Below are 21,515 nucleotides of genomic sequence, written 5' to 3'. Positions count from 1 at the left end.
AACTAATCAAACTTTTCAGGATAATTTGCAATTTTTCCAAATATCTGGTATTATTAAAATTAATCTTTAAGAAAAGAAATGCAAAAAAAGTTGGGATGAGAGTAAGATGGTAACAATTAAAGACATAGCGAGAGAAGCAGGTGTTTCACCTTCCACGGTATCAAGAGTGTTGTCTGGTAAAGCAAAGATTTCTCCTGAGACCACCAAGAGGGTGATGGAAGCTATAGAAAAACTTGGATATATTCCGAATGCAAGTGCGAAAAGTCTTGTTATGAAGAAGGCTTATTCGGTGGGCATTTTTATGCCAAGAAAGCTTGAGCAAGCGTTAACATCTACATTTTTTGACCAGGTTGTTTCTGGTATCTGCAGTTATATAAACAACACTGAATATGAAATAGTACTTTCGATTGTACCTCCAGAAAAGGAAAAGGAGAGTTTAGAGAGGCTGATAAAAAGCAAGAAAGTTGATGGGTTTATACTTTTGACGTCACGTATAAACGACTATGCAATAAAATACTTGCGAAATCTAAAATTTCCTTTTGTGCTGATAGGGTCGCCTGACAAGGACAAAGACTATGTAAACTGGGTTGACAACGACAATAAAAAGGCTGCGTTTGATGCAACAGAGTATCTAATTCGGCTTGGACATACTCGAATAGGTTTTCTGGGTGGAATGGAAAATCTTGTTTTGACTCAAGATAGGCTTTCGGGTTACAAAAGTGCTCTTGCCAAATACAAAATTCCAGTTGAGAACCAATATATTATGTTTACTGAGTTTGATGAGCAAAGCTCGTATGAAAAGGCAAAGCAGATGTTGATGCTTCCTAACAGGCCAACAGCTATTGTTTGTATTGATGAGGTTGTTGCATATGCACTAATTAGAGCATGCAGGGAACTTGATTTAAAAGTAGGGTATGATGTGTCTGTCATAGGCTTCAATGAATCCATTTTTTCGAAGTTATCCTCACCAAGGCTGACCACTGTCAATACCAATGTATTTTATTTAGGATATTATGCTGCTGAAATGCTAATAAAAGAGCTTGAAGAGCCGTACAAGACATACAAAAGATTGATTGTTCAGCACTCAATTATTGAGGGAGAAACCTGCAGAGCAATATAAAGACAAGGGGGATTTTGAATGCAAAAACATGTTGAGATTAAAAACAAAATAGGTCAGGTGTTAAGAGGTTACTTGCACATGCCTGATGAATACGAGGGGAAAATTCCTGCTGTTGCTATATTTCACGGATTTACAGGGAACAAAATGGAACCACATTTTATCTTTGTAAAACTCTCGCGGCTTTTAGAACAACATGGGATTGCAAGCGTGAGGTTTGACTTTGCGGGTTCTGGTGAGTCAGACGGAGAGTTTTATGATATGACTGTTACGCGTGAGATTGACGATGCACGCTGTATTTTAGAGTATCTATTTTCTCTTGATTTTGTTGACAAGCAGAAGATTTCAATAGTTGGACTTTCGCTTGGCGGTGCAATATCTTCTTATCTTGCTGGTGAGTATAAAGAAAAACTTTACAAGGTGGTTCTGTGGGCGCCTGCAGGTAATATGAAAGAGATTGCAAAAAATGTTGTTGAGACAAATCCAACCATCAAAGAAAAGGGATATATAGACTTGGGAGGACTTTTACTTTCTCAGGATTTTTATCACGATTTGCAAAAGTATGATTTCTTTGAAGAAATAAAGAGATATCCTGGTAAGGTTTTGATTTTGCACGGTACAAATGATCAAGCTGTACTCATCGAGGTTGGAAGAAAATATAAACAGATTTTAGGGGATAGGGCTGAGTTTATTGAAATTGAAGGTGCTGACCATACATTTAACAAGTATGAATGGGAAAGACTAGTACTTGATAAAACGGTTGAGTTTTTGAAGGATTGAGAAAAAATACAAAAGGGTGGACACAAAAAAAAGTTTCCACCCTTTTTTTTGTCACCCATCTACTTTCAAATGAATATAATAGAATAAAACCAGCTGTTGAAAGAATATATTTATGGTATGAGCAAGCATTTTTCGCACAAAAACAAAAAATGGTTGGGTCTTGCACTACTTCTCATTGGTATAGGGATTCTGATATCGCTACTGATGCCTCCATGGCTTTTGGCGTTTATAATCGCAGTCTTATTAATAGGTGCAGGAATATATCTATTTTTGAAAGATGGGAGATGGAAGTAAAATGAGAATCATGGTGTTTAAAATGCCAAGGTTTTTGAGCAAGTTAATAAAAAAGCTGTTTAAAATAAGTGATGATAAATAAAGAAAAAAGTTCAAGATAAACTTTGATTGCTTATCTTGAACTTTTCTATTTTTAAGCACGGACAACCTTGCCAGCCTTTATACAGCTTGTGCAGACATATATTCTCTTTCTCTGACCATTCTGCAGGAGAACTTTTATTTTCTTTACATTTGGCTTCCATGTTCTTCTTGATTTCTTGTTTGAGTGGCTGACCTTATTTCCAAAAGCAACTTTTTTACCGCAAACTTCGCACATTGCCATCTATGATTTCCCTCCCTTTTCTCAACAGAAGCTTAAAAAAGCCACACAATATTTTAACATAAAAAAGAGAAAAAGAGCAAGGATTAATTTTCTTTATAAAGGATTGCTTCTTTGTCTATATAAAGCTCACAGTTGATATACTCATTTTTGATATCTATGTCCTTTACAAGCTCAATCCTGTACATGCTTGATGTGTACCAGTTGAGCTTTGGCTGAACATTTACAAAAGCAAGGCTACTTTCCAGCGACGGCAACAGATAGTTCCAGTTTACATAATGGTTGAAGTTCTCAATAATGTCTGTTATAACTGCGCTGAACTTGTTCAAAAGAAGTTTTTGAAATTCATACCATTTTGTAAGTGAAGCTTCGATATTTGTAAGACCAAAGTAGCCTGCACAGCCTGCACCTTTTAAGCTTGAAATTGTTCTTGTAAAGCAAAGGTCTAAAGCCTCAATTGTCTCTGGTGGATCTATTGTAAATGTGTCAAAGCTTTTTACAAAATCATCAGGAAGTTTGTTTCTAAAGTCATATTCAATAGCTTTGAGGTTTAAATTGTGTTCTTTTGCAGCCTGATTTATGAAGTCAACAAGACGTTTGTCAATCTCTAAAACTATGACCTCTTTTGGAAGTTTTGTCAGTGCTGCTGCTATTGACACAAGGTCATCGTCTCCAAAAACTATTAGCCTTTTTCCAACCAGGTCTCCTTTTTTAATCATCAGCGCAATTCGTGAGTATGCTGTTTCTTCTGTGACATACCCCTGGTCATACTCAACTATTGCATCAGGTCTTGTCTTAACAATTTCTTTATACTTTTCATAAGCATCTTTGATTTCAGAGAAAACTATTCCTCTTCCTTCACAACAGGAACAGGTGTAATTTTTTACAACAGGAATGTTGTTAGCGCTTATGAATTCTTTTCCTTTTTCTGTTAATATCAAATTTCCCGATTCGTCTGTCTTAACAAAATCTATTGAAATTAGATAGTTGATTGTTTCTCTTACCACAGCAAATGGTTTTTGTGAAAGGAAAATAACTTCCCAAAAATGGTTTGTGGAGTTCAGCGCTGACAGTATCTTTTCTATATCTCTTTGGTTTACTTCAACCTTTGTCTTGTCCTGTACAAAATCAACAGCACCCTTTAATACATCCACTCCTACCACCTCCTCATAAGATTTATTGTTACCCAATTTTTCTTCCAGCAAAATAGTTTGTTGACAACAATATATAATGATATCATAATAAAATAAGGTGTCAATAAGACTTTTGAAAAATTGTGGATTTAAAAGGGTGATAATAGCTTGAAGATTAAGGTTGTACCAGAGGATTTTGTTGTGAGAGAAAAAATCAATCTTGAGATAAAACCGTCGGGCAGATACAAAATTTATCTTTTAACAAAAAGACACTGGAACACTGTTGATGCTCTCAGATTCATTTCAAAGGAGAACAGGATTCCTATAGAAAAGATTGGATGTGCAGGCAGAAAAGACAGACACGCATTTACTTTTCAGTATATTTCTGTACCAAGAGAATATACCATAAATTTTGACAGAGAAAATGTAAAGGTTCAGTTCATAGGGTATTCAGATGATTTTGTATCCCCTTTGATTCTCGAAGGGAATTTTTTTGAAATAACAATAAGAAAATTAAAAAATAAGGATGAAAAAATTTTACGAAGACTGAATGAAGTACAGCAGTTTGGTTTTCCCAACTACTTTGACGACCAGCGGTTTGGAAGCACCCAAAGTGAAGATGAGTTCATAGGAGAAAAGATTATTAAAAAACATTACAACGGTGCTCTCAAACTTTACTTTACTACCATTCATCCTGAAGATAAAAAAGAAGAAAAAGAGAGAAAAAAGAAAATAGCTGAACTCTGGGGAGATTTTGAAAAGATACTACCTCTTTGTAAAACAAAGGTAGAAAGAGATATTATAAAGACTCTTCTAAAAGGCAAGAGCAAACACTATTTAATCGAAGCACTCAATCTTATTCCCAAAGAAGAGATGTCTATTTTTCTTTCTGCTTACCAGAGCTATATTTGGAACAGGACATTGATTGCAGTTTTGCCCTATTATGCTGATTTGTTAAAACCTGTAAAAGGAAAAATTATAGACTACTTGATTTACACTACACTTTCAACAAAGTCTTTAAATAGCTTAAAAAACCTTCAGATTCCAACTGTTTCATCAAAAATACCATATGTAAATGATATTGTAAATAACGCTATTTTAGAGATTTTAAATGAAAGAGGAGTAAAGCCTTCTGACTTTGATACAAAGAAAATTAAAAGTTGGTATTTTAAATCATTTTTAAGACCTGCTATAGTCTTTCCAGAAAATCTTGAAATTTCTGATTTTGAAGAAGATGATTTTTATAATGGGTATTATAAGCTTAGGATAAAATTCTATCTTCCTGCCGGTTCTTTTGCTACGATGCTTATAAAAAGTTTAACGATTACAAACACATAATCGCTATTGACTAACAAAGGCTTAGCCTTTATAATATGATATGCTTGTTGAAGAAGTGGTGGATATAGCTCAGTTGGTTAGAGCGCCAGGTTGTGGCCCTGGAGGTCATGGGTTCGAGTCCCATTATCCACCCCATTTTAAATTATGTTGGGGTGTCGCCAAGCGGTAAGGCACAGGACTTTGACTCCTGCATTCCGGTGGTTCGAATCCACCCACCCCAGCCATTTTTATTTTTGTAGCAATATCAAGGATTAGATGATTAGCAAAAGTTGGCAATAAAAATTAAAAAGTAACAAGTCCTGCAGCCAATTTTAAAGGCAAAATAGGATGCAGGATTTTAAGAAGAATAATAGATACATTCTCTTGAAGAAATCAACACCACCAATCGCAGAGTTTAAATCATAAAAGTCAGATTGTTCTGAAAATTTTCTTTGGATCAGTTCATCAGAATCATTTCAGATAATTTTTCCCATTTGGATTTATATTTGTTTTATCAGTGTGTAATTAGAATGCAAGAAATAAAATATATATTTTATTTAACAACAGTAAACAATCGAAGGTAAAAATTTTCCTTTGACAAGACAAAATAATACAAATTTGGGTACAAAATATTGCAAAAAGAAAACAATATAGTTTATTGAAATTAAAAACCATAATTATAAACTATAACTGGAAGTTCTAAACTGAAAATAAAATTAAAAAACGAGGTATATTGAGAGAGACAAACAGTATAATGTCAAGGGGATGAGAAGATATGGTCAAAAAACTAAAAAAGGGAAGGCACAAAAGAATTGTGATTAGTGCTATTGTGTTTTTTACATTACTCTTACTGAACCTTAGTGATGCATTTGCAGAAAATACAGTTACGTATGTTGAACTTCCAGTTAAAAAGGTAAGGCAGGCATATTCAAATTGGTGCTGGGCAGCAGGGTGTGAGTCAATACTTTACTATTGCAAAAACTATTTAGGTTTTGGGAGAGAGGCAACACAGTGGGATATAGTGAAATATATCTATGGAAGTTACGTAAATCAAGGCGCAACGCTTTCTGATATACAAAGAGCGCTTTCTGATATACAAAGAGTGCTCAGCTATTATGGTGTTGGTTCTTCGCGCATGTACTCTGTATACGGTAATACAATAACCAACGGTCAAATATGTGAGCAGATAATCAATTTAAGAAGCCCGATAGGAATAAATGTTCCTGGGCATTTTGCAGTATTGAGCGGTGTATGGCAATATTTTGATAATGGTAGTTTAAAAAATTTTGTATTGGTAATGGATTCAGCAGTTGGTTATATAAGAACTATACCTGATTCAGAATTGAGAGATAATGATTTTGATTGGGAATTAATAGATGCCATAAAAGTTTATAAGCCTTGATAAAAAGATGGAAAGGAGAGAAGAGACTATGAGAAGATGTAACCTCTTTTTAATGATATTAGTGTTAATAATAGCGTGTTTACTTGGCATGCCAATATTAGTATTTGCTAATTCAGATTCTACTATAAACCATGACGATGAAATTATGAAACTTAAAAGACAGTTTCTGGCTGAATCTCATTTGAATGCTCTGTTTGAACTTTTAAATAGAGATAGTTCTTTTAAAGTGCAATTGGATAATCTTACTGGCAATAAAGGTTCTTATGATCTCAAAAAGTTTAAATTGAGTGAGGAGTATGAAGTTTACAGATTGTTTGTATTTCCTTTAGAGTCGAAATTAGCATCTAACGGGCACACCAGAATTTTATATGTAAAAGAAGGTTTCAAAAATGAAATAAAAAATTTAAAATTCAGAACATTTAAAGATGCACTCAATACAGAATTTGTTGAAAAGAGGTGGGCAAGAATAATTTTTTACGACGGAAAACCTGTTGGATACATGTTAATTGATTGGGATAAAAATTATAATGATTATATTATTTCAGAATCAACAATGGGATACAGTGGGTTAGGAGAAGCAATTATATTTATGAAGGAATTTTTAAGAAGCAAAGGACAACATCCGAATGTTAAAATTGTTGACGCTCTTGAAAGGTCATTATATGTTGTTTCTGAAGATGGCAACTGGTGGTGTGCTGATGCTACAGATTCTTCAAATCCGCAAATGTATAGAAAGAAAATATGGAGTTTTGATGAAATAATAGACGGTTTAAATAACAGACCAAAAGAGATATTGAATTTTCTTGATGAGATGCAAAAAGATCCAGACAATATAAAAATTGGCGGAAGTCCATATAAACCTTTGTATGAAACTGCAAGTGAAAAAAAGGAAAAGATAAAAAATGTTTTAGTTGCGACATTGTTGCTATCTATAACAGCAATTTTTGTTGCAGGTGTGAATTTATTTTCTAAACACAGAAAAGAAGTATCTATACAGTGAACCATTTGTATTTTAAAATTATGGTCTTTGTCAAGACTTTAAATATTTTTGTGGTAAGGTACAATGACCTCCTTCTTGGTAAGAATCAGAATATAAACAAAAATGTCCAAGAGGTATTGAGAATACTTGCACCTGGCGAAATATTGTAATAAAATGAGAAGGAATGATTCATGAGATATTGGAAATTAATTATTGGAATTATAACACCTTTGATATTCACAATATGGCTTATACCGACAGCTGTTAGTGCGAGTTTTGTTATTGATCATAATGATGAAGTAAATAAACTCAGAAGACAGTTTGCGGCTGAAGGAATGCTCAGAGCCTTTTTAACAGGTCCGATGGAAAAAGATGAAAGCTATAAAAAAGATATTGCTTCTGTAATTGGTTTTCAAGGTCCTTGTGATATTGAAAAATTTAAGGTAAGTGAGGAGTATCTATATATTGAACCATTTAACTTTCCTGTTATAAATAAAAATAGAAAAAATAAGGCAGATTATATTTATATTAGCAACGAATTAAAAGAAAAAGTAAAAAATTTGAAATTTAACTCCTGGAACGATACGCTGAATACTGAGTTTGTTGAAAAAGGTTGGGCACGAATAATTTTTTATGATAGCAAACCTGTTGGTTATATGTTGATTAAATTTTATGAAGATACAGGGGATTATAAAATTTTTGAGTTTAGTCCTGTATCTCCTGAATTGGGCGAAGCGGTTGAAAATATGAAAAAATTTCTAACTGATAAAGGTTTAAACCCCAGGGTAAAAATTTTTTATCCAGGTTTTTGGCGAGGAGAGTCTTTATATGTGGTATCAGATGACGGTAATTGGTGGGCGGCAGGGGTAAAAGGATTTGAGGATAAGATACGTGATTTTAATGTGATAAAAGACGCATTAAATAAAAGACCAAAAGAGATATTAGATGAGGTTGAAAATTATGGCAAACTATTGAAGGAAGCGCCTGAAAAAATTGAATATGGAGGACCTCCATATCCGCCTTTGTACGAGGTTATTAAAAATGAGGAAGAAAGAAGAAAAAATGTTTTAATAGCTATATTTTTACTCATTGGAACAGGGGTTCTTGTTCTTAGTATATTATTAGCTAAGAAAAATAAGTTTAAGCAGTTGTGTAATCAACTTTAAAAGTTAACAATTGATTTGGTATTAACAGGAGTAAATATAGCAAAAAGAGGATGTTCTTAAACAAAGGGCATCCTCTTTTATTGCGCAACTCAGGAATTTTTGATAAAATAATTCTAGAAATGCTTTGAATCACTATATAAGAGAGTTGATAATTTTTTCTTTTATGTTTATAGTTGTGTTTGTATTTCAGTATTCTAATAGTCCTGCAAATAAAATTTTTGTTATCTTTGTTGGTTGCACATTATATCTGCAAAAGTATATTTTCTTTCGAAGATTAGTTGGTAAGTTTTTGTATTACAATTTTTCTAAACTAAACTTGGGGATAAGACGAAGGTGAAAAAAGTTAATTAGAATAAAAAGATAATAGAAGGTGCTTTGAGAATGATAAGAAGAAATAAAATTGATATTAATCATGCTAAAGAGGTTATTAAAGATTTAGGTGCATTTTTCAGCAGGTTTGGTAACAAGGTTGTTGTTGCTTATCTTTTTGGTTCATTTGCAATGGGCACGTATACTCCGCTTTCTGATATAGACATAGCAATTTTATTTGATATGGAACTTTCTAAAGGAACAGTGGAAGAACTTGAGAATGAAATTCTTGATGGGCTTATGAAAATATTTAAAACTGATGAAATTGATCTTGTTATTCTCAATAATGCACCTTTGTCTGTTAGATATGGAGTATTAAAAACTGGGAAGATAGTTTACTGTAGTAATATAGAAAAAATAGTTGACTTTCAAACAGAGGTCATTTCAAAGTATCTTGATATAAAGCCTTACAGGGAAGAATTTTATAGGGAATTTTTAAAATCTTTGTAAAGATTTATCGAAAGGAGTTTGTTTTTAAGATATGGACGAAAAAATATTATTTCATTTAAACCTCTTGAAAAAATGTACAGAGTTGTTAAAAGACATATCAAAAGTTGATTTTGAAGAATATATAACAAATGAAATCTTAAAAGGTGCAGCGCAGAGGTATTTGCAAGTTGCAATTGAAACATGTATTAACATTGGTAATAGAATAATTTCAATAGAACAAACAAAAAGCAAAAATATAAGAACACCTGAAACGTATGCAGATATATTTTTAACATTAGCTCAATTAGGCATTATTAATGATGAATTTAGCAGAAGGCTTTTTCAGATGGCAAGATTCAGAAATAAACTGGTACATCTTTATTGGGAAATTGATGATAACTTGGTTTATAAGTTTTTGAAAGAAAATACAAAAGATTTTGAGGAATATATTTGTTGCATAAAAAAGTATATCCAAAATAATTGATATTTTTACAATTAATTGTCATGATTAATGTTATTAAGGTAAAAGATGGATTTAGATACCAATATTATTTCAATTGATACTTTCATATGTTGGAAAATTGTAGTGTCTATCTAATTATTACAAACAAATGTTTGGTATTGTAGAGTCAGCAAACATCAGCTATAATAACAATGCATCTTATATATGGGCCATTAGCTCAGTAGGCAGAGCACCAGCCTTTTAAGCTGGGTGTCCCGCGTTCGAGTCGCGGATGGCTCACCATCTTCAAGAACATAAGCCCTTGAAAAAAGGGCTTTTTTGTTTATATTGAAAAATGAAGTTTGCTATGATAAAGTTTTAATAAAAAAGGAAAGGAAAAGCTATATAAAAAATGCTTGCAAAAGTTTTGACATCTTCTTACCTTGGCATAAAAGGCTATATTGTTACAGTTGAAACAGACATGTCAAATGGCCTTCCGAGTTTTGATATAGTTGGCCTTCCTGATGTGACTATTAAAGAAGCAAAAGAAAGAATCAGGGTGGCAATAAAGAACAGCGGCTTTGATTTTCCAACCAGAAAAATAATTGTAAATCTTGCACCTGCAAGCACCAGGAAGGAAGGCTCATCTTTTGACCTGCCTGTAGCTATTTCTGTGCTAAAGTCGTCTGAGCAGATAAATCCTAAAATCAACCCGCATGAGATTGCAATAATTGGAGAGCTTTCTCTTGATGGAAGTGTCAAGAAAGTAAATGGAGCTTTGCTTATGACAATCGCAGCTTTGGAAAATGGTATCAAAAAGATTATTGTTCCCTATGAGAACAGGGCAGAATGTAGCGTTGTGAGAGGAATTGATGTTTTTCCTGTGAAAACTTTAAAAGAAGCTGTTGAGATTTTGGATGATCCTCAGAGTGCTATTCCTCATAAGGTTGAAATAGATGAAATGAATCTTCTTGATACTTTTACATATGACGTTGATTTTTCAGAGGTCAAAGGTCAAGAATATGTCAAAAGAGCAGTTGAGATAGCAGTGGCGGGAATGCACAACCTTCTTTTGATAGGTCCACCAGGAAGCGGCAAAACCATGATCGCTCAGCGCATACCAACAATTTTGCCCCAAATGACCTTTGAAGAGAGCTTGGAAGTAACAAAAATTTACAGCTGTGCAGGGCTTTTAAAAGACGGTCAGGCGCTTGTCACTACAAGACCTTTTAGAAGTCCTCACCACACATCTTCTTCAATTGCTATAATTGGTGGGGGTAAGGTTCCAAAACCAGGAGAGGTTTCACTTGCACACAATGGAATTTTGTTTTTGGATGAGTTTCCCGAATTTGATAAAAAGACAATAGAGGTTCTTCGCCAGCCCCTTGAAGATGGATATGTGACAATTTCAAGGGTCAACGCATCTGTTGAATATCCTGCAAGGTTTATGCTTGTATGTAGCATGAATCCTTGTAAATGTGGTTATTTTTTGTCTGATGAAAGGGAATGTACGTGCACCCCTGCTCAAATAAAGCAGTATCTTGGAAGGATTTCTGGTCCAATTTTGGACAGAATTGATGTTCAGGTTGAGGTAAAGTCTGTAAAGCTTGAAAACTTTGATTCCTCAATTTGCAAAGATTCAGCAGCTATGAGAAGAGAGGTAGAAAGAGCAAGACAAATTCAGCTTGAAAGGTTCAAAGGGCTTGGCATATTTTATAATTCTCAAATGAAAGGATCTCTTGTAAACAAATTTTGCAGACTTTCAAAGAAAGAAAAGCAGCTTCTTGAAAAGGCATTTAATACCTTGGGACTGTCGCTTAGAGGATATACCAAAATTTTGAAGGTTGCAAGAACAATTGCTGATTTGGAAGGCAGTAGCGAGATAAAAGCAGAACACCTGCAAGAGGCAATCTCTTACAGGCTTTTGGAAAGAAGGCTTATTTAAAAGTTTTAGCGACAGTTCTTTTTCTTGTGATATTGATAAGTTCAATTATGAAAAAGATAATTACAAACGTCAAAACTGTTGCTCCACCTGGAGGTATATCAATATAATATGAGGCAGAAAGTCCTGCTAATATTGCAAATAAAGATATCAGAAGTGACCCTATTTGAAGATATTTAAAATTTTTTGCAAATCTCATTGCTATTGCTGTAGGAAAGACAAGCAAGCTTGAAATAAGAAGCCCACCTACAATTTTTAGAGAGACTGCTATTATTGTTGCTGAAATTATGTTTAAAGAAAAATCAAGTAGTTTTGTATTTATTCCCGAGACCTTTGCGCTAACTTCATCAAATGTAGCAAAAATAAGTTTTTTTCTGAACATGGCTATAAAAGTAACTGTTACAAGGCATACTGCAAGGATGATCCACACATCTTCATTTCCAATTGTGACTATGCTTCCGAAAAGGAAGCTCATTAAGTTGCTACTGCTTTTTAAAATTCCAAACAAAACTGATGCAAGGCCCAGAGCAGTGATTGACACAAGGGCAAGAGATACTTCTTCAAACCTTTTAAATCTTGATTTGAAATACTCAAGAACTATAGCAAATCCAACTGTTGAGATAATTGCGCCGATGGTTGGACTGAAATTAAATAGCAGTGCCGCTGCAACGCCAACAATTGCTGTGTGTGAAAGAGAGTCTCCCATCTGTGAAAACCTCTTGAGTACAAGAAAGTTTCCTGCAAGCGAGGTCATAATGCTAACCAGCACACCTGCTAAAAGAGCCCTTTGCATAAATTCATATTGAAGCATAATATCACATCCTGTTATTTTGTTCTTTTTTAGTATAAGAGTGTCTGTGCTCAATTTTCTTGATCTTGTATTTGTACACACTTTCAAACTTTGAAGGGGAAAAGTCTTTTGCGCTGCAAGCAGTGTAAATCATACCATCCCCCATACAGATTATGGTATCAGCATGCTGAGTTACAGCATACACATCGTGTGTTACCATCAATATTGTGGTTCCTTCTTTCTTTTTCTCTCCAAGAATTTCAAAAAGAAGCTGCTCAGAGAGACTGTCTATTCCAACAGTTGGCTCATCTAAAAGAAGTATTTGTGGGTCGGATATGAGCGCGCGTGCTAAAAACACTCTTTGCTGCTGTCCGCCAGAAAGCTGGCCTATGAGACTGTTTTTGAGCTGCTTTATTTGAAGCTTTTCTAAAATGCTTTCGGCTTTTTCTAAGTCCTGTTTTGAAAATCTCTGAAACAATCCCTTTTTTGGCACCAGTCCTAAAAGTACAGTTTCAAAAACGCTCAAAGGGAAGCTCTGGTTAAAATTTGTGACCTTTTGAGGAACAAAAGATATTTTCTGCCTATCCTGCGGGGTAAGATGCTGTTTGCCAAATATTAGTCTTTTTCCACTTGTAGGGGTGTAAATCCCTGAGATTATATTCAAGAGTGTGGTCTTACCAGAACCGTTTGGTCCGACTATGGCAGCAAACTCACCTTTTTGAACTTTGAGGTTTATGTCTTTTAGAATTCTTTTCTGGTCAATATAAAAGTTTACATCTATAAGTTCAATCATTCTGGTTTTCTCTCCCGCAACATTTATTTTAGGACCATCTCAAATGCTTTTAAGTTCTTTTCCATAAGGCTGAGTATTGTCTCATTTTTTGCTTGAGAAGAATTTACAATTCCCATTCCGTAGATGTTTACAATTTTGATACCAGTGTCTCTTGCGATGGTCTTTACAGCAGGCAAATTTTCATTTGGGTCAACAAGAATGTACTTTATGTTCTTTTCCTTTATAAGCTGAACAATCTCTTTCATTTTTTGAGCGGAGGGCTCTTCTTCTTCATTCACACCTGTAATTGAATACTGCTTGAGGCTGTAGTCTCTTGCTAAGTATCCAAAAGAGGGATGGGCAATTAGAAATTCTTTTCTTTTTGAGTTTTTCACAACAGAAGAAAATTCCTTATCAAGTCTATCAAGACTTGCAATTAGCTTTGAAACATTTTCTTGGTAATAACTTTTGTTTTTTGGATCTAAGCTTGTCAGGGCATACTCAATGTTTCTTGCCATTTTCTTTAAAAGCCTTGGTGATGTCCATATATGAGGGTCACTATCTATAAACTCTATACCTTCAGATGCTCTAAAAATTTTGACGCTTGTTCCCTCAAGAGGTTTTTTAACCCATTCATCAACAAGCCCGAGATATATCACCGCTTTTGCTGATGTAAGCTTGGCAATGTCACGTGAAGATGGTTCAAATGAGTGAATCTCCGCACCGTCCTTTACAAGCTTTTCAACTGTCAGTTTTTGTCCTGCTATAAGTTTTGTAATAGAATACAAAGGATAGATAGTAGTGTAGACTGTGCCTTTGGTGGTAGTTACAGCTTCATTTTTGCATCCACTCAAGAAAACTATAATACTAACAAGTAGAACTATAAATAGTAACTTTATCCTCTTCATTGTTCCTCCCTCCCACAACATTTATCGCATATTCCATACACTTCCAAATTGTGATCCAGAATTTTAAAGTTCATTTTGTTTAGTTCCTCTTCAATTAGATTTATCTTACAGTCTACAATTTCGGCTTTTTCATTGCACTTTATGCATACAAAATAGTGATAATGGCTACTTTTCTTTATCTCGAAAAAATGCTTTCTATTGATAGTAGATTTTATTGCTATACCATTTTGAACAAAAAGTTCAAGGTTTCTGTAAACCGTTGCAAGGTCAATTTTCAGGTTTTGTGCTTCAAGAGCTTGCAGTATCTCATCAGCAGATAAACACTGCTGTGTCTTTTGCAAAACCTTATATATTTCAACCCTTTGCCGGGTAGCTTTTATATTGTGTGAGTTTAGAATTAACTTTATATCTTGACACTTCATCCTTTCCACCTACTTGCAAATAATTTGCAACAACATGTATCCCCCATTATAATTCCTGTTAATAAAAAAGTCAAGACCTGCAAAAAATAAAAAAGACCACCTTGGCTTATTTGTTTAGGCAAGGAGGTCTCTTTGTTTTTAATTAAAACACAAGCTTTAACTAAGAGAGGACAAAAGTCTCAAATCATTCGCAAATATATCTACCTTCGCAAGGTCTTGAATAAGAGCCATCAAAAATGGATATTTTTCAAACACATCCTCTTTTATTGAATAAATTCTTTTTTGCGCATGGTTTCTGGCTTCTATAAGCCCAACATTTTTAAGATAAGCAAGGTGGCGAGACACTTTTGGCTGGCTTTCCTGAATCAACTGAACAAGACTACTTACATTTTGTTCGCGGTGTGCTAATATATTTAAAATTCTGAGCCTTGTTATGTCAGAAAGTGCATATAGTATTTCATTTAGCCTTGTCATTTTTTGCTCCCCTTCGCTCAAGAAGTAGTTATGACAAGTATCATTATATCACGTTTTTGAAAAAAAATAAACATACTTTTATACACATATGCATATATAACTATTGACATATTGAAAAATAAAGAGTTATAATTAAAGTCAAGCAAGAAAGAAGGGGTGAAAAAGTTATGGAACTTCCAAAGAAGATAATAGGTGAAACAGTTCTAAAGCAGGTAATAAGATATCTTGCAAACAATCCGGAGGAGAACATAGGTAAGATTTTAGACCTGACAGAAAAGATAGTAAGACGTGATAGAGACAAATGGTATATCCAAAATGCCAAAAAGTATCTGCTCGACCCTAACAGTTCATGGCATCACTATGCAATGAGGATTATTAAGGAGACAAATCCAAGAGTGAGAGAAAGAATTCTCATTAATTTCTTCCTGAATGCTGGTTTTATTGGTGTTCCAAAACAACTTGAACTTATCAAGAAATATGACATAAATATTCCATATGCAATTTTGATTGACCCGACAGCTGCTTGTAACCTGCACTGCAAAGGATGTTGGGCAGGAGAATACCACAAGGCTGCAAAACTTGACTATGAAGTACTTGACAGGGTTGTAAAAGAAGCTCAGGAGCTTGGAATTTACTTTATAATCTTCTCAGGTGGAGAGCCACTTTTAAGGAAAGACGATATTTTAAAACTCTGTGAAAAATATGAGGATACAGTATTCCTGTCATTTACAAATGCTACTTTGATTGACGATGATTTCATCGACAAGGTTGCAAAAGTGGGCAACTTGGCATTTGCAATTAGCATAGATGGATTTGAAAAGTCAACAGATGAAAGACGTGGCCAAGGTGTTTTCAAGAAGGTTGTAACTGCAATGGAAAAGCTCAAAGAAGCAGGTGTCGTGTTTGGATTTTCAACCACATATCACAGATACAACGTTGAAGAGGTATCTTCTGATGAATATGTAGACTTCTTGATAGAAAAAGGAGCAAAGTTTGGATGGTACTTTACTTATGTTCCTGTTGGAAAAGATGCAGACATCTCTTACATGGCAACACCAGAGCAAAGAGCTTACATGTACAAGAGAATAGAAGAGATAAGATGGTCAAAACCGATATTTGTGCTTGATTTCTGGAACGATGGAGAACCTGCTGGTGGGTGCATTGCAGGCGGAAGAAGATATCTTCATATCAACGCAAACGGTGATGTTGAACCTTGCGCATTTATACATTTTTCAAATGTCAATATAAAAGAATGTTCGCTTTTGGATGCTTTAAAATCTCCACTGTTTATGGCATACAGGAGGAATATTCCATTTAATGAGAACCATCTGCGACCATGTCCTATGATAGACAATCCACTCAAGCTCAAAAAGATTGTTGAAGAATCTGGTGCGCGTCCAACTCAGATTGGCGGTGAGACAGAGACAGCTGAAGAACTTGCAAACAAACTTATCGAATATTCAGAGGCTTGGGGCAGGGTTGCAGATAAGCTCTGGGAGCAGAGAAAACAGGGTGTTCCTCAGAACAAGGTTGACTTGTCTGTGATTCAAGAGGTCAAGGGTTAAAACTGGTGAAAGAGTTGTAACTTAAAGCAAGCTATTTCCCGAAAAAGGGATAGCTTGCTTTTTTTTTATTGCTTGATATTCTGAATGCATTTGTGGCACCTGGGTTTTTGTCATAAAAATGGGTAATATCTTTATTGAAGAACTTCTTTGTGATAATATACAAAAAAGGATGCTTCCTTCTTTCTTTCGTTTTCCAAAAATTGGTTTCACTAATATGGTATTTAATAATATTTTAATGCATTATGAGCTATTTATGAAGATTAAAAAACAAAACCGGTGGTGAAGGTTTTTTATGAAAAAGATAAGAGATGGTGTTTATACAAATGACTATGCGATATTCTTCATGACAGAAGAGATTTTAAAAGACCTTGACGAAGGGGTGCTCCAGCAGGCCAAAAACGCATCCCAGATTCCAAATGTAGAGTTTTTAGGCTACACACCAGATGCACATATAGGCAAAGGGACCTCAATTGGCACAATAATTGTTTGGGACATGTCAAAGGCATGGATTTCACCAACGATTGTTGGTGTTGACATAGGCTGTGGTATGAGATTAATACTGACAGACAAGTTTGCAGATGATATAGATAAAGCTCTTTTGAAGAAGATAATGGATGAAGTAGAAGATTTGATTCCGACTGGTGTTGGAAAGAAAAACAAAAAAATAGCACTTTCCAAGGCAAAGTATGAGGAGTATCTTCAAAATACAGAGATTGATAAAGACATTTCGGACAGGATGGTTCCTATTTATGATTTTGACCTTGATACAATACCGGATGAGGCTTATGAGATTGGTTGGTAAAGAACAGTTTGCAACCCTTGGTGGAGGAAATCACTTTATAGAGTTTCAAAAACTTCATGTGCTGGACAAAGAAGTAGCGCAGAAATGGGGCCTTTTCGATGGGCAGTTTGTTGTGATGATACATTCTGGTTCGCGAAGGTTTGGAGCGGTCATTGGCGATTATTATCAGAAGAAATTCAAGGACGTCATGAAATCCAAGGGTATCACAACACCCGATCCGCAGCTTACCTTTTTGCCAATTGACAACAAGGTTGCAAAAGATTATATTAAAGCTATGCAGTCAGCAGCTATATATGCAAAGATAAACAGACATTATATGAGCAATTTCATAATATCAGTCTTAGAAAAACACTCAATTGACGCTTGGGTTTTGTATGACGTTGCTCATAACATTGCGTACATGGAGAGATTTGCAAACAGAGAAAAGCTTGTTATAAGAAAAGGGGCAACAAGAGCACTACCACCAAACCACTATTTGATTCCAAATCCTAAATTTGCTGATACAGGACATCCTGTAATCTTGCCGGGCAGCATGGGTTCAAGTTCATATCTGATGAGGGGGATACAGGACAATATAATAAGCTATCACACGGTAAACCATGGTGCAGGTAGGGTTTTATCGCGCACAAAGGCAAAAAAGACAATTTCCATCGAAGAATTTTCAAAAGCATTAAAACAGGGTCAGGATGGAGAGATTCTTATAAACACCAAAAACCTCAAAGACTTTTTGGACGAAAGTCCACAGAGTTATAAAGATATCGAAGTTGTAATAAATTCGGTTATTACATCACGGCTTGCTACTCCTGTTGCTAAAATGGAGCCGCTTGGGGTTATTAAGGGGAAGGATTAATATTACAAATTTGGTTTGAGATGAGGGAGAAAATGAACAGGGAAGACCTAATTTATTCTTTGTGGCTTTACAGCATAAAAGGGATAGGACCTAAGAAGTTTAGGCAGATAAAGAATAGGTACAAAAGTCTAAAAGATGCTTATCTTAATAGAAAAGAACTGGAAGCAGAAGGTATTTTTGGTCACCTTAAAGATGAGATAAAAAACTCTGATACTGCAAAGGCTGAAAAAATTCTTGAATTTTGTGAGAGAAATAGTATAAATATAATACTTGAAGACGATAGGTTGTATCCTGATGAGTTCAAAGTTTTTGACCATGCACCAGTTATGCTGTTTGTAAAAGGAGATGCAAAACTTCTTAAATTTCCGCGTAAAATATCAATGGTTGGTACACGAGAACCTACTTACTATGGCAAAAGAGTTGCAAAAGAGCTGGCAAGTCTGCTGGCTTCCTTGGGAATTGTGGTTGTTAGCGGAATGGCAAGGGGGATTGACAGTTTTTGTCATGCAGGTGCACTTGAAACCGGGAAGACAATAGCTGTTTTGGGCTGTGGAGTTGATATTGTGTATCCAAAAGAGAACTTAAAACTCTACCGTCAGATTATAGAAAGTGGGTGCGTTGTGTCTGAGTTTTTGCCAGGCACTTTGCCTGAGAAAATGAATTTTCCACAGAGAAACAGGATTGTTGCAATGTTTTCACCGTGTTTGGTTGTGATTGAAGCTTCAACCAAGAGCGGTACTTTTTCAACAGTTGACTTTGCTTTGGAGCAGGGAAAAGAGGTATTTGCGGTGCCTGGTAACATCTTTTCGCAAAAGAGTAGCGGCACAAACAGGCTCATAAAAGAAGGTGCAAGGATTATATGTTCGTATGAGGATTTTCTTGAGGACATAAAGGAGATTTATTCTTTAAAACCTGCCCAGCTGAGCTTTGCCGACAAAGAAGATGAAGAAGAACTGACAGATGATGAGAAAAGGTTGATAAAGCTTTTAGATGAAAATGGTAAGATGCACGTAGAAAATTTGATTGCGCTAACAGGATGGGATCCTGGTAAGATTGCAAGTTTAATTACTTCACTTGAGATAAAGTCAAAGGTTGTAAGAGACCGAGGAAACATAATTTCTAAACTTTGAAAAAAATCTACTTACAGGAGGTAAAATCTCATTGAAAAAGCTTGTCATTGTTGAGTCACCTGCAAAAGCTAAAACAATTGCAAAGTATCTTGGCAAGGAATTCAAGGTAGAGGCTTCAATGGGACATGTCAGAGACCTTCCAAAGAGCGATTTGGGGGTTGACATAGAGAATGGTTTTGTGCCTAAGTATATCAACATCAGAGGTAAGGCGGATGTAATAAACAGGCTCAAAAAATCTGCTGAGGCTGCAGAAAAGGTCTACCTTGCGACAGACCCCGACAGGGAAGGTGAGGCAATTTCATGGCATTTGGCTACTATTTTGGGACTTGATGTAAATGACAATGTGAGGATTACATTCAATGAGATAACCAAAAAAGCTGTTCAGGAATCTTTGAAAAATGCAAGGCCAATTGACCAGAACCTTGTCAATGCCCAGCAGGCACGAAGAGTTTTAGACAGGCTTGTTGGATATAAGCTCAGTCCGTTTTTGTGGGAAAAAGTCAAAGGTGGACTTTCAGCAGGAAGAGTGCAGTCTGTTGCGACAAAGCTTGTGGTTGAAAAAGAAGAGGAGATAGAAAATTTTAAGCCTGAAGAGTACTGGACGTTAGAAGCGGTATTTAAAAAAGATGCCCAAGAATTTAAAGCAAAGTTTTATGGGGATAAGAAGGGGAAGATTGAGCTTAAAAACCAGGGTCAGATCCAAGAGATTGAAGAAAAGATAAAAAATAAGGAGTTCAAGGTTGTAAAGCTAAAGGTTTCAGAAAAGAAGAAAAATCCGCCACCACCATTTATCACGAGCACCCTTCAACAGGAAGCGTCAAGAAAGTTAAGGTTTACTCCTGCAAAGACAATGGCAGTTGCTCAGATGCTATATGAAGGTGTTGAGATAAAAGGAGAGGGAAGCGTCGGTCTTATAACATATATGAGAACAGATTCTACAAGAATTTCTGAGGAGGCACAGCAGGCAGCACGAAAACTCATAGCACAGAAGTTCGGTAGAGAATATCTTCCCGAAAAGCCGAGGGTTTACAAAACAAAAAAAGATGCGCAGGATGCTCACGAGGCTATAAGACCCACCTACTTAGAGATGAACCCTGAGAGTATAAAAGATTCTTTGACACCTGAGCAGTACAAGCTGTACAAACTCATTTATGACAGGTTTTTAGCGTCGCAGATGGAAAGCAGTATATATGATGTTCTTTCAGCCGAGCTTGAAGTGGAAGGCTATGTTTTCAGGCTCACAGGGTCAAAGCTCAAGTTTGCAGGGTTCATGGAAGTGTACGTCGAGGGTAAAGACACAGAGGATGAAGAAGAGGAAAATCAGCTTCCAGAAATTAGTGAAGGAGAGGTTTTAAAGCCCATAAAACTTGAGAGCAAACAGCATTTTACTCAACCGCCTTCTCGCTATACTGAAGCAACCTTAATAAAGGCTTTAGAAGAAAAGGGCATAGGAAGACCGAGCACGTACGCTCCAACAATCCAGACAATTCTGGAGAGAGGATATGTTGTCAAAGAAGATAGGTTTTTAAAACCAACAGAGCTTGGCAAACTTGTAACAAATATACTTAAAGAATATTTCAAAGACATAATAGACATTGAATTTACTGCAGAGCTGGAGAGCAACCTTGACAAGATTGAGGAAGGAAAGATTGAGTGGACTGAAGTTGTAAGAAAATACTACCAGCCGCTTGAAAAGGAACTTGAGATAGCACGAGCTACTTTGCTAAAGGTTAAGGTTGAGGATGAGGAGACAGACATTGTATGCGAAAACTGTGGAAGAAAAATGGTGATAAAAAAAGGCAGATATGGAAAATTCTTGGCATGTCCAGGATATCCTGAATGCAAAAACACAAAACCCTATTACGATTACCTTGATGTGTTGTGTCCAAAGTGTGGCAAAAAGGTAATAGAAAAGAAGTCCAAAAAAGGCAAAAGATATTACACGTGCGAAGGATATCCTGACTGTGACCTCATTTTGTGGGAAAAGCCAGCCAAAAACTGTCCAAAGTGCGGCAGTCTCATGTTTGAAAAGGGCAGGAAAGGGAATAAAAAGCTTGTATGTTCAAATGAAAACTGCCTGTATGAAGAAAAAATGGGAGAAAAAGGTGAGTAG

The 21,515-nt window shown here is 35.5% G+C and carries 24 protein-coding genes and 3 tRNA genes; 19 read left to right on the top strand and 8 right to left on the bottom strand.

Annotated features, from left to right (window positions below):
* Window positions 1-106 precede the first annotated feature (106 nt).
* The 3 genes from COB47_RS09940 to COB47_RS09930 all read left to right on the top strand — a co-directional run bounded on the left by COB47_RS09940 (window position 107) and on the right by COB47_RS09930 (window position 2,191).
* Window positions 107-1,120: a LacI family DNA-binding transcriptional regulator gene (locus tag COB47_RS09940; RefSeq protein WP_013291242.1), complete on the top strand. Its 1,014-nt coding sequence runs from the start codon at window positions 107-109 to the stop codon at window positions 1,118-1,120.
* A gap of 18 nt (window positions 1,121-1,138) precedes the next feature.
* The gene (locus tag COB47_RS09935; RefSeq protein WP_013291241.1) at window positions 1,139-1,897 is read left to right on the top strand and encodes an alpha/beta hydrolase; all 759 of its coding nucleotides are present in this window, start codon (window positions 1,139-1,141) and stop codon (window positions 1,895-1,897) included.
* 96 nt (window positions 1,898-1,993) lie between these two features.
* On the top strand, window positions 1,994-2,191 hold the full coding sequence (locus tag COB47_RS09930; protein ID WP_148217799.1) for a hypothetical protein: 198 nt from the start codon (window positions 1,994-1,996) through the stop codon (window positions 2,189-2,191).
* Window positions 2,192-2,324: 133 nt separating this feature from the next.
* Here the strand turns inward: COB47_RS09930 and rpmB are convergent, their stop codons facing one another.
* Together rpmB and COB47_RS09920 are read right to left on the bottom strand one after the other, a co-directional pair.
* Window positions 2,325-2,513: a 50S ribosomal protein L28 gene (rpmB, locus tag COB47_RS09925; protein ID WP_013291240.1), complete on the bottom strand. Its 189-nt coding sequence runs from the start codon at window positions 2,511-2,513 to the stop codon at window positions 2,325-2,327.
* 83 nt (window positions 2,514-2,596) lie between these two features.
* Window positions 2,597-3,664, bottom strand: a complete 1,068-nt coding sequence (locus COB47_RS09920; protein WP_013291239.1) for a bis-aminopropyl spermidine synthase family protein — start codon at window positions 3,662-3,664, stop codon at window positions 2,597-2,599.
* Window positions 3,665-3,811: 147 nt separating this feature from the next.
* Here COB47_RS09920 and truD point away from each other — a divergent pair, with 147 nt between their 5' ends.
* From truD to COB47_RS09870, 11 genes are all read left to right on the top strand, one after another.
* Window positions 3,812-4,981, top strand: a complete 1,170-nt coding sequence (gene truD, locus COB47_RS09915; protein WP_013291238.1) for a tRNA pseudouridine(13) synthase TruD — start codon at window positions 3,812-3,814, stop codon at window positions 4,979-4,981.
* Between the two features lie 58 nt (window positions 4,982-5,039).
* Window positions 5,040-5,116 (top strand) — tRNA-His (locus tag COB47_RS09910).
* 13 nt (window positions 5,117-5,129) lie between these two features.
* Window positions 5,130-5,205: transfer RNA gene (locus COB47_RS09905), tRNA-Gln, on the top strand.
* 530 nt (window positions 5,206-5,735) lie between these two features.
* A complete protein-coding gene (locus COB47_RS09900) occupies window positions 5,736-6,362 on the top strand; it encodes a hypothetical protein (protein ID WP_013291237.1) in 627 nt (208 codons plus the stop codon).
* 28 nt (window positions 6,363-6,390) lie between these two features.
* Complete coding sequence (locus COB47_RS09895; RefSeq protein WP_013291236.1) at window positions 6,391-7,362, top strand: hypothetical protein; 972 nt, start codon at window positions 6,391-6,393, stop codon at window positions 7,360-7,362.
* Window positions 7,359-7,511, top strand: a complete 153-nt coding sequence (locus tag COB47_RS12240; protein ID WP_161596035.1) for a hypothetical protein — start codon at window positions 7,359-7,361, stop codon at window positions 7,509-7,511. Before COB47_RS09895 ends, COB47_RS12240 begins: the two co-directional genes overlap by 4 nt.
* 192 nt (window positions 7,512-7,703) lie before the next feature.
* Window positions 7,704-8,507 carry a hypothetical protein gene (locus tag COB47_RS09890; RefSeq protein WP_148217798.1) on the top strand — a complete coding sequence of 268 codons (804 nt, stop codon included), beginning with the start codon at window positions 7,704-7,706 and terminating at the stop codon, window positions 8,505-8,507.
* Window positions 8,508-8,882: 375 nt separating this feature from the next.
* Window positions 8,883-9,326: a type VII toxin-antitoxin system MntA family adenylyltransferase antitoxin gene (gene mntA, locus COB47_RS09885; protein ID WP_408605198.1), complete on the top strand. Its 444-nt coding sequence runs from the start codon at window positions 8,883-8,885 to the stop codon at window positions 9,324-9,326.
* 31 nt (window positions 9,327-9,357) lie between these two features.
* Window positions 9,358-9,789, top strand: coding sequence for a type VII toxin-antitoxin system HepT family RNase toxin (gene hepT / locus COB47_RS09880; protein ID WP_013291233.1), 432 nt, complete (start codon window positions 9,358-9,360; stop codon window positions 9,787-9,789).
* Window positions 9,790-9,974: 185 nt separating this feature from the next.
* Window positions 9,975-10,050, top strand: a tRNA-Lys gene (locus COB47_RS09875).
* A 109-nt stretch (window positions 10,051-10,159) separates the two neighbouring features.
* A complete protein-coding gene (locus tag COB47_RS09870) occupies window positions 10,160-11,692 on the top strand; it encodes a YifB family Mg chelatase-like AAA ATPase (protein WP_013291232.1) in 1,533 nt (510 codons plus the stop codon).
* On the opposite strand, the gene COB47_RS09865 is transcribed toward COB47_RS09870, so the two are convergent.
* The 5 genes from COB47_RS09865 to COB47_RS09845 form a co-directional block, all read right to left on the bottom strand.
* Window positions 11,685-12,500: a metal ABC transporter permease gene (locus tag COB47_RS09865; protein WP_013291231.1), complete on the bottom strand. Its 816-nt coding sequence runs from the start codon at window positions 12,498-12,500 to the stop codon at window positions 11,685-11,687. The genes COB47_RS09870 and COB47_RS09865 overlap by 8 nt on opposite strands.
* A gap of 4 nt (window positions 12,501-12,504) precedes the next feature.
* Complete coding sequence (locus COB47_RS09860) at window positions 12,505-13,272, bottom strand: metal ABC transporter ATP-binding protein (protein ID WP_013291230.1); 768 nt, start codon at window positions 13,270-13,272, stop codon at window positions 12,505-12,507.
* 23 nt (window positions 13,273-13,295) lie between these two features.
* Complete coding sequence (locus COB47_RS09855) at window positions 13,296-14,159, bottom strand: metal ABC transporter substrate-binding protein (RefSeq protein ID WP_013291229.1); 864 nt, start codon at window positions 14,157-14,159, stop codon at window positions 13,296-13,298.
* Window positions 14,156-14,581 (bottom strand): Fur family transcriptional regulator, encoded by a 426-nt coding sequence (locus COB47_RS09850; RefSeq protein ID WP_013291228.1) that lies wholly within the window; start codon window positions 14,579-14,581, stop codon window positions 14,156-14,158. The genes COB47_RS09855 and COB47_RS09850 overlap by 4 nt, the downstream gene beginning before the upstream one ends.
* A gap of 156 nt (window positions 14,582-14,737) precedes the next feature.
* Window positions 14,738-15,055 (bottom strand): ArsR/SmtB family transcription factor, encoded by a 318-nt coding sequence (locus COB47_RS09845; protein WP_013291227.1) that lies wholly within the window; start codon window positions 15,053-15,055, stop codon window positions 14,738-14,740.
* A gap of 167 nt (window positions 15,056-15,222) precedes the next feature.
* Here COB47_RS09845 and COB47_RS09840 point away from each other — a divergent pair, with 167 nt between their 5' ends.
* Window positions 15,223-16,620, top strand: a complete 1,398-nt coding sequence (locus COB47_RS09840) for a radical SAM protein (protein ID WP_013291226.1) — start codon at window positions 15,223-15,225, stop codon at window positions 16,618-16,620.
* 31 nt (window positions 16,621-16,651) lie between these two features.
* Here the strand turns inward: COB47_RS09840 and COB47_RS12660 are convergent, their stop codons facing one another.
* Entirely contained in the window at window positions 16,652-16,783 is a 132-nt protein-coding gene (locus tag COB47_RS12660; protein ID WP_237698897.1) for a glycerol-3-phosphate acyltransferase, read from the bottom strand.
* Between the two features lie 129 nt (window positions 16,784-16,912).
* Between COB47_RS12660 and COB47_RS12810 the strand changes: the two genes are divergently transcribed.
* Genes COB47_RS12810 through topA form a run of 4 tightly spaced genes read left to right on the top strand, consistent with a single transcriptional unit; the run spans window position 16,913 to window position 21,515 of the window.
* A complete protein-coding gene (locus COB47_RS12810; protein WP_272941024.1) occupies window positions 16,913-17,422 on the top strand; it encodes an RtcB family protein in 510 nt (169 codons plus the stop codon).
* Entirely contained in the window at window positions 17,406-18,272 is an 867-nt protein-coding gene (locus tag COB47_RS09835) for an RtcB family protein (protein WP_272941023.1), read from the top strand. The genes COB47_RS12810 and COB47_RS09835 overlap by 17 nt, the downstream gene beginning before the upstream one ends.
* Window positions 18,273-18,304: 32 nt before the next feature.
* A complete protein-coding gene (dprA, locus tag COB47_RS09830) occupies window positions 18,305-19,402 on the top strand; it encodes a DNA-processing protein DprA (protein ID WP_013291225.1) in 1,098 nt (365 codons plus the stop codon).
* 31 nt (window positions 19,403-19,433) lie between these two features.
* Complete coding sequence (gene topA / locus COB47_RS09825; protein ID WP_013291224.1) at window positions 19,434-21,515, top strand: type I DNA topoisomerase; 2,082 nt, start codon at window positions 19,434-19,436, stop codon at window positions 21,513-21,515.

The sequence above is a fragment of the Caldicellulosiruptor obsidiansis OB47 genome (assembly GCF_000145215.1).
Lineage (GTDB): Bacteria > Bacillota > Thermoanaerobacteria > Caldicellulosiruptorales > Caldicellulosiruptoraceae > Caldicellulosiruptor > Caldicellulosiruptor obsidiansis.
Note: the sequence above shows the minus strand (reverse complement) of the source record. Positions and strands in the feature narration are given on the sequence as shown.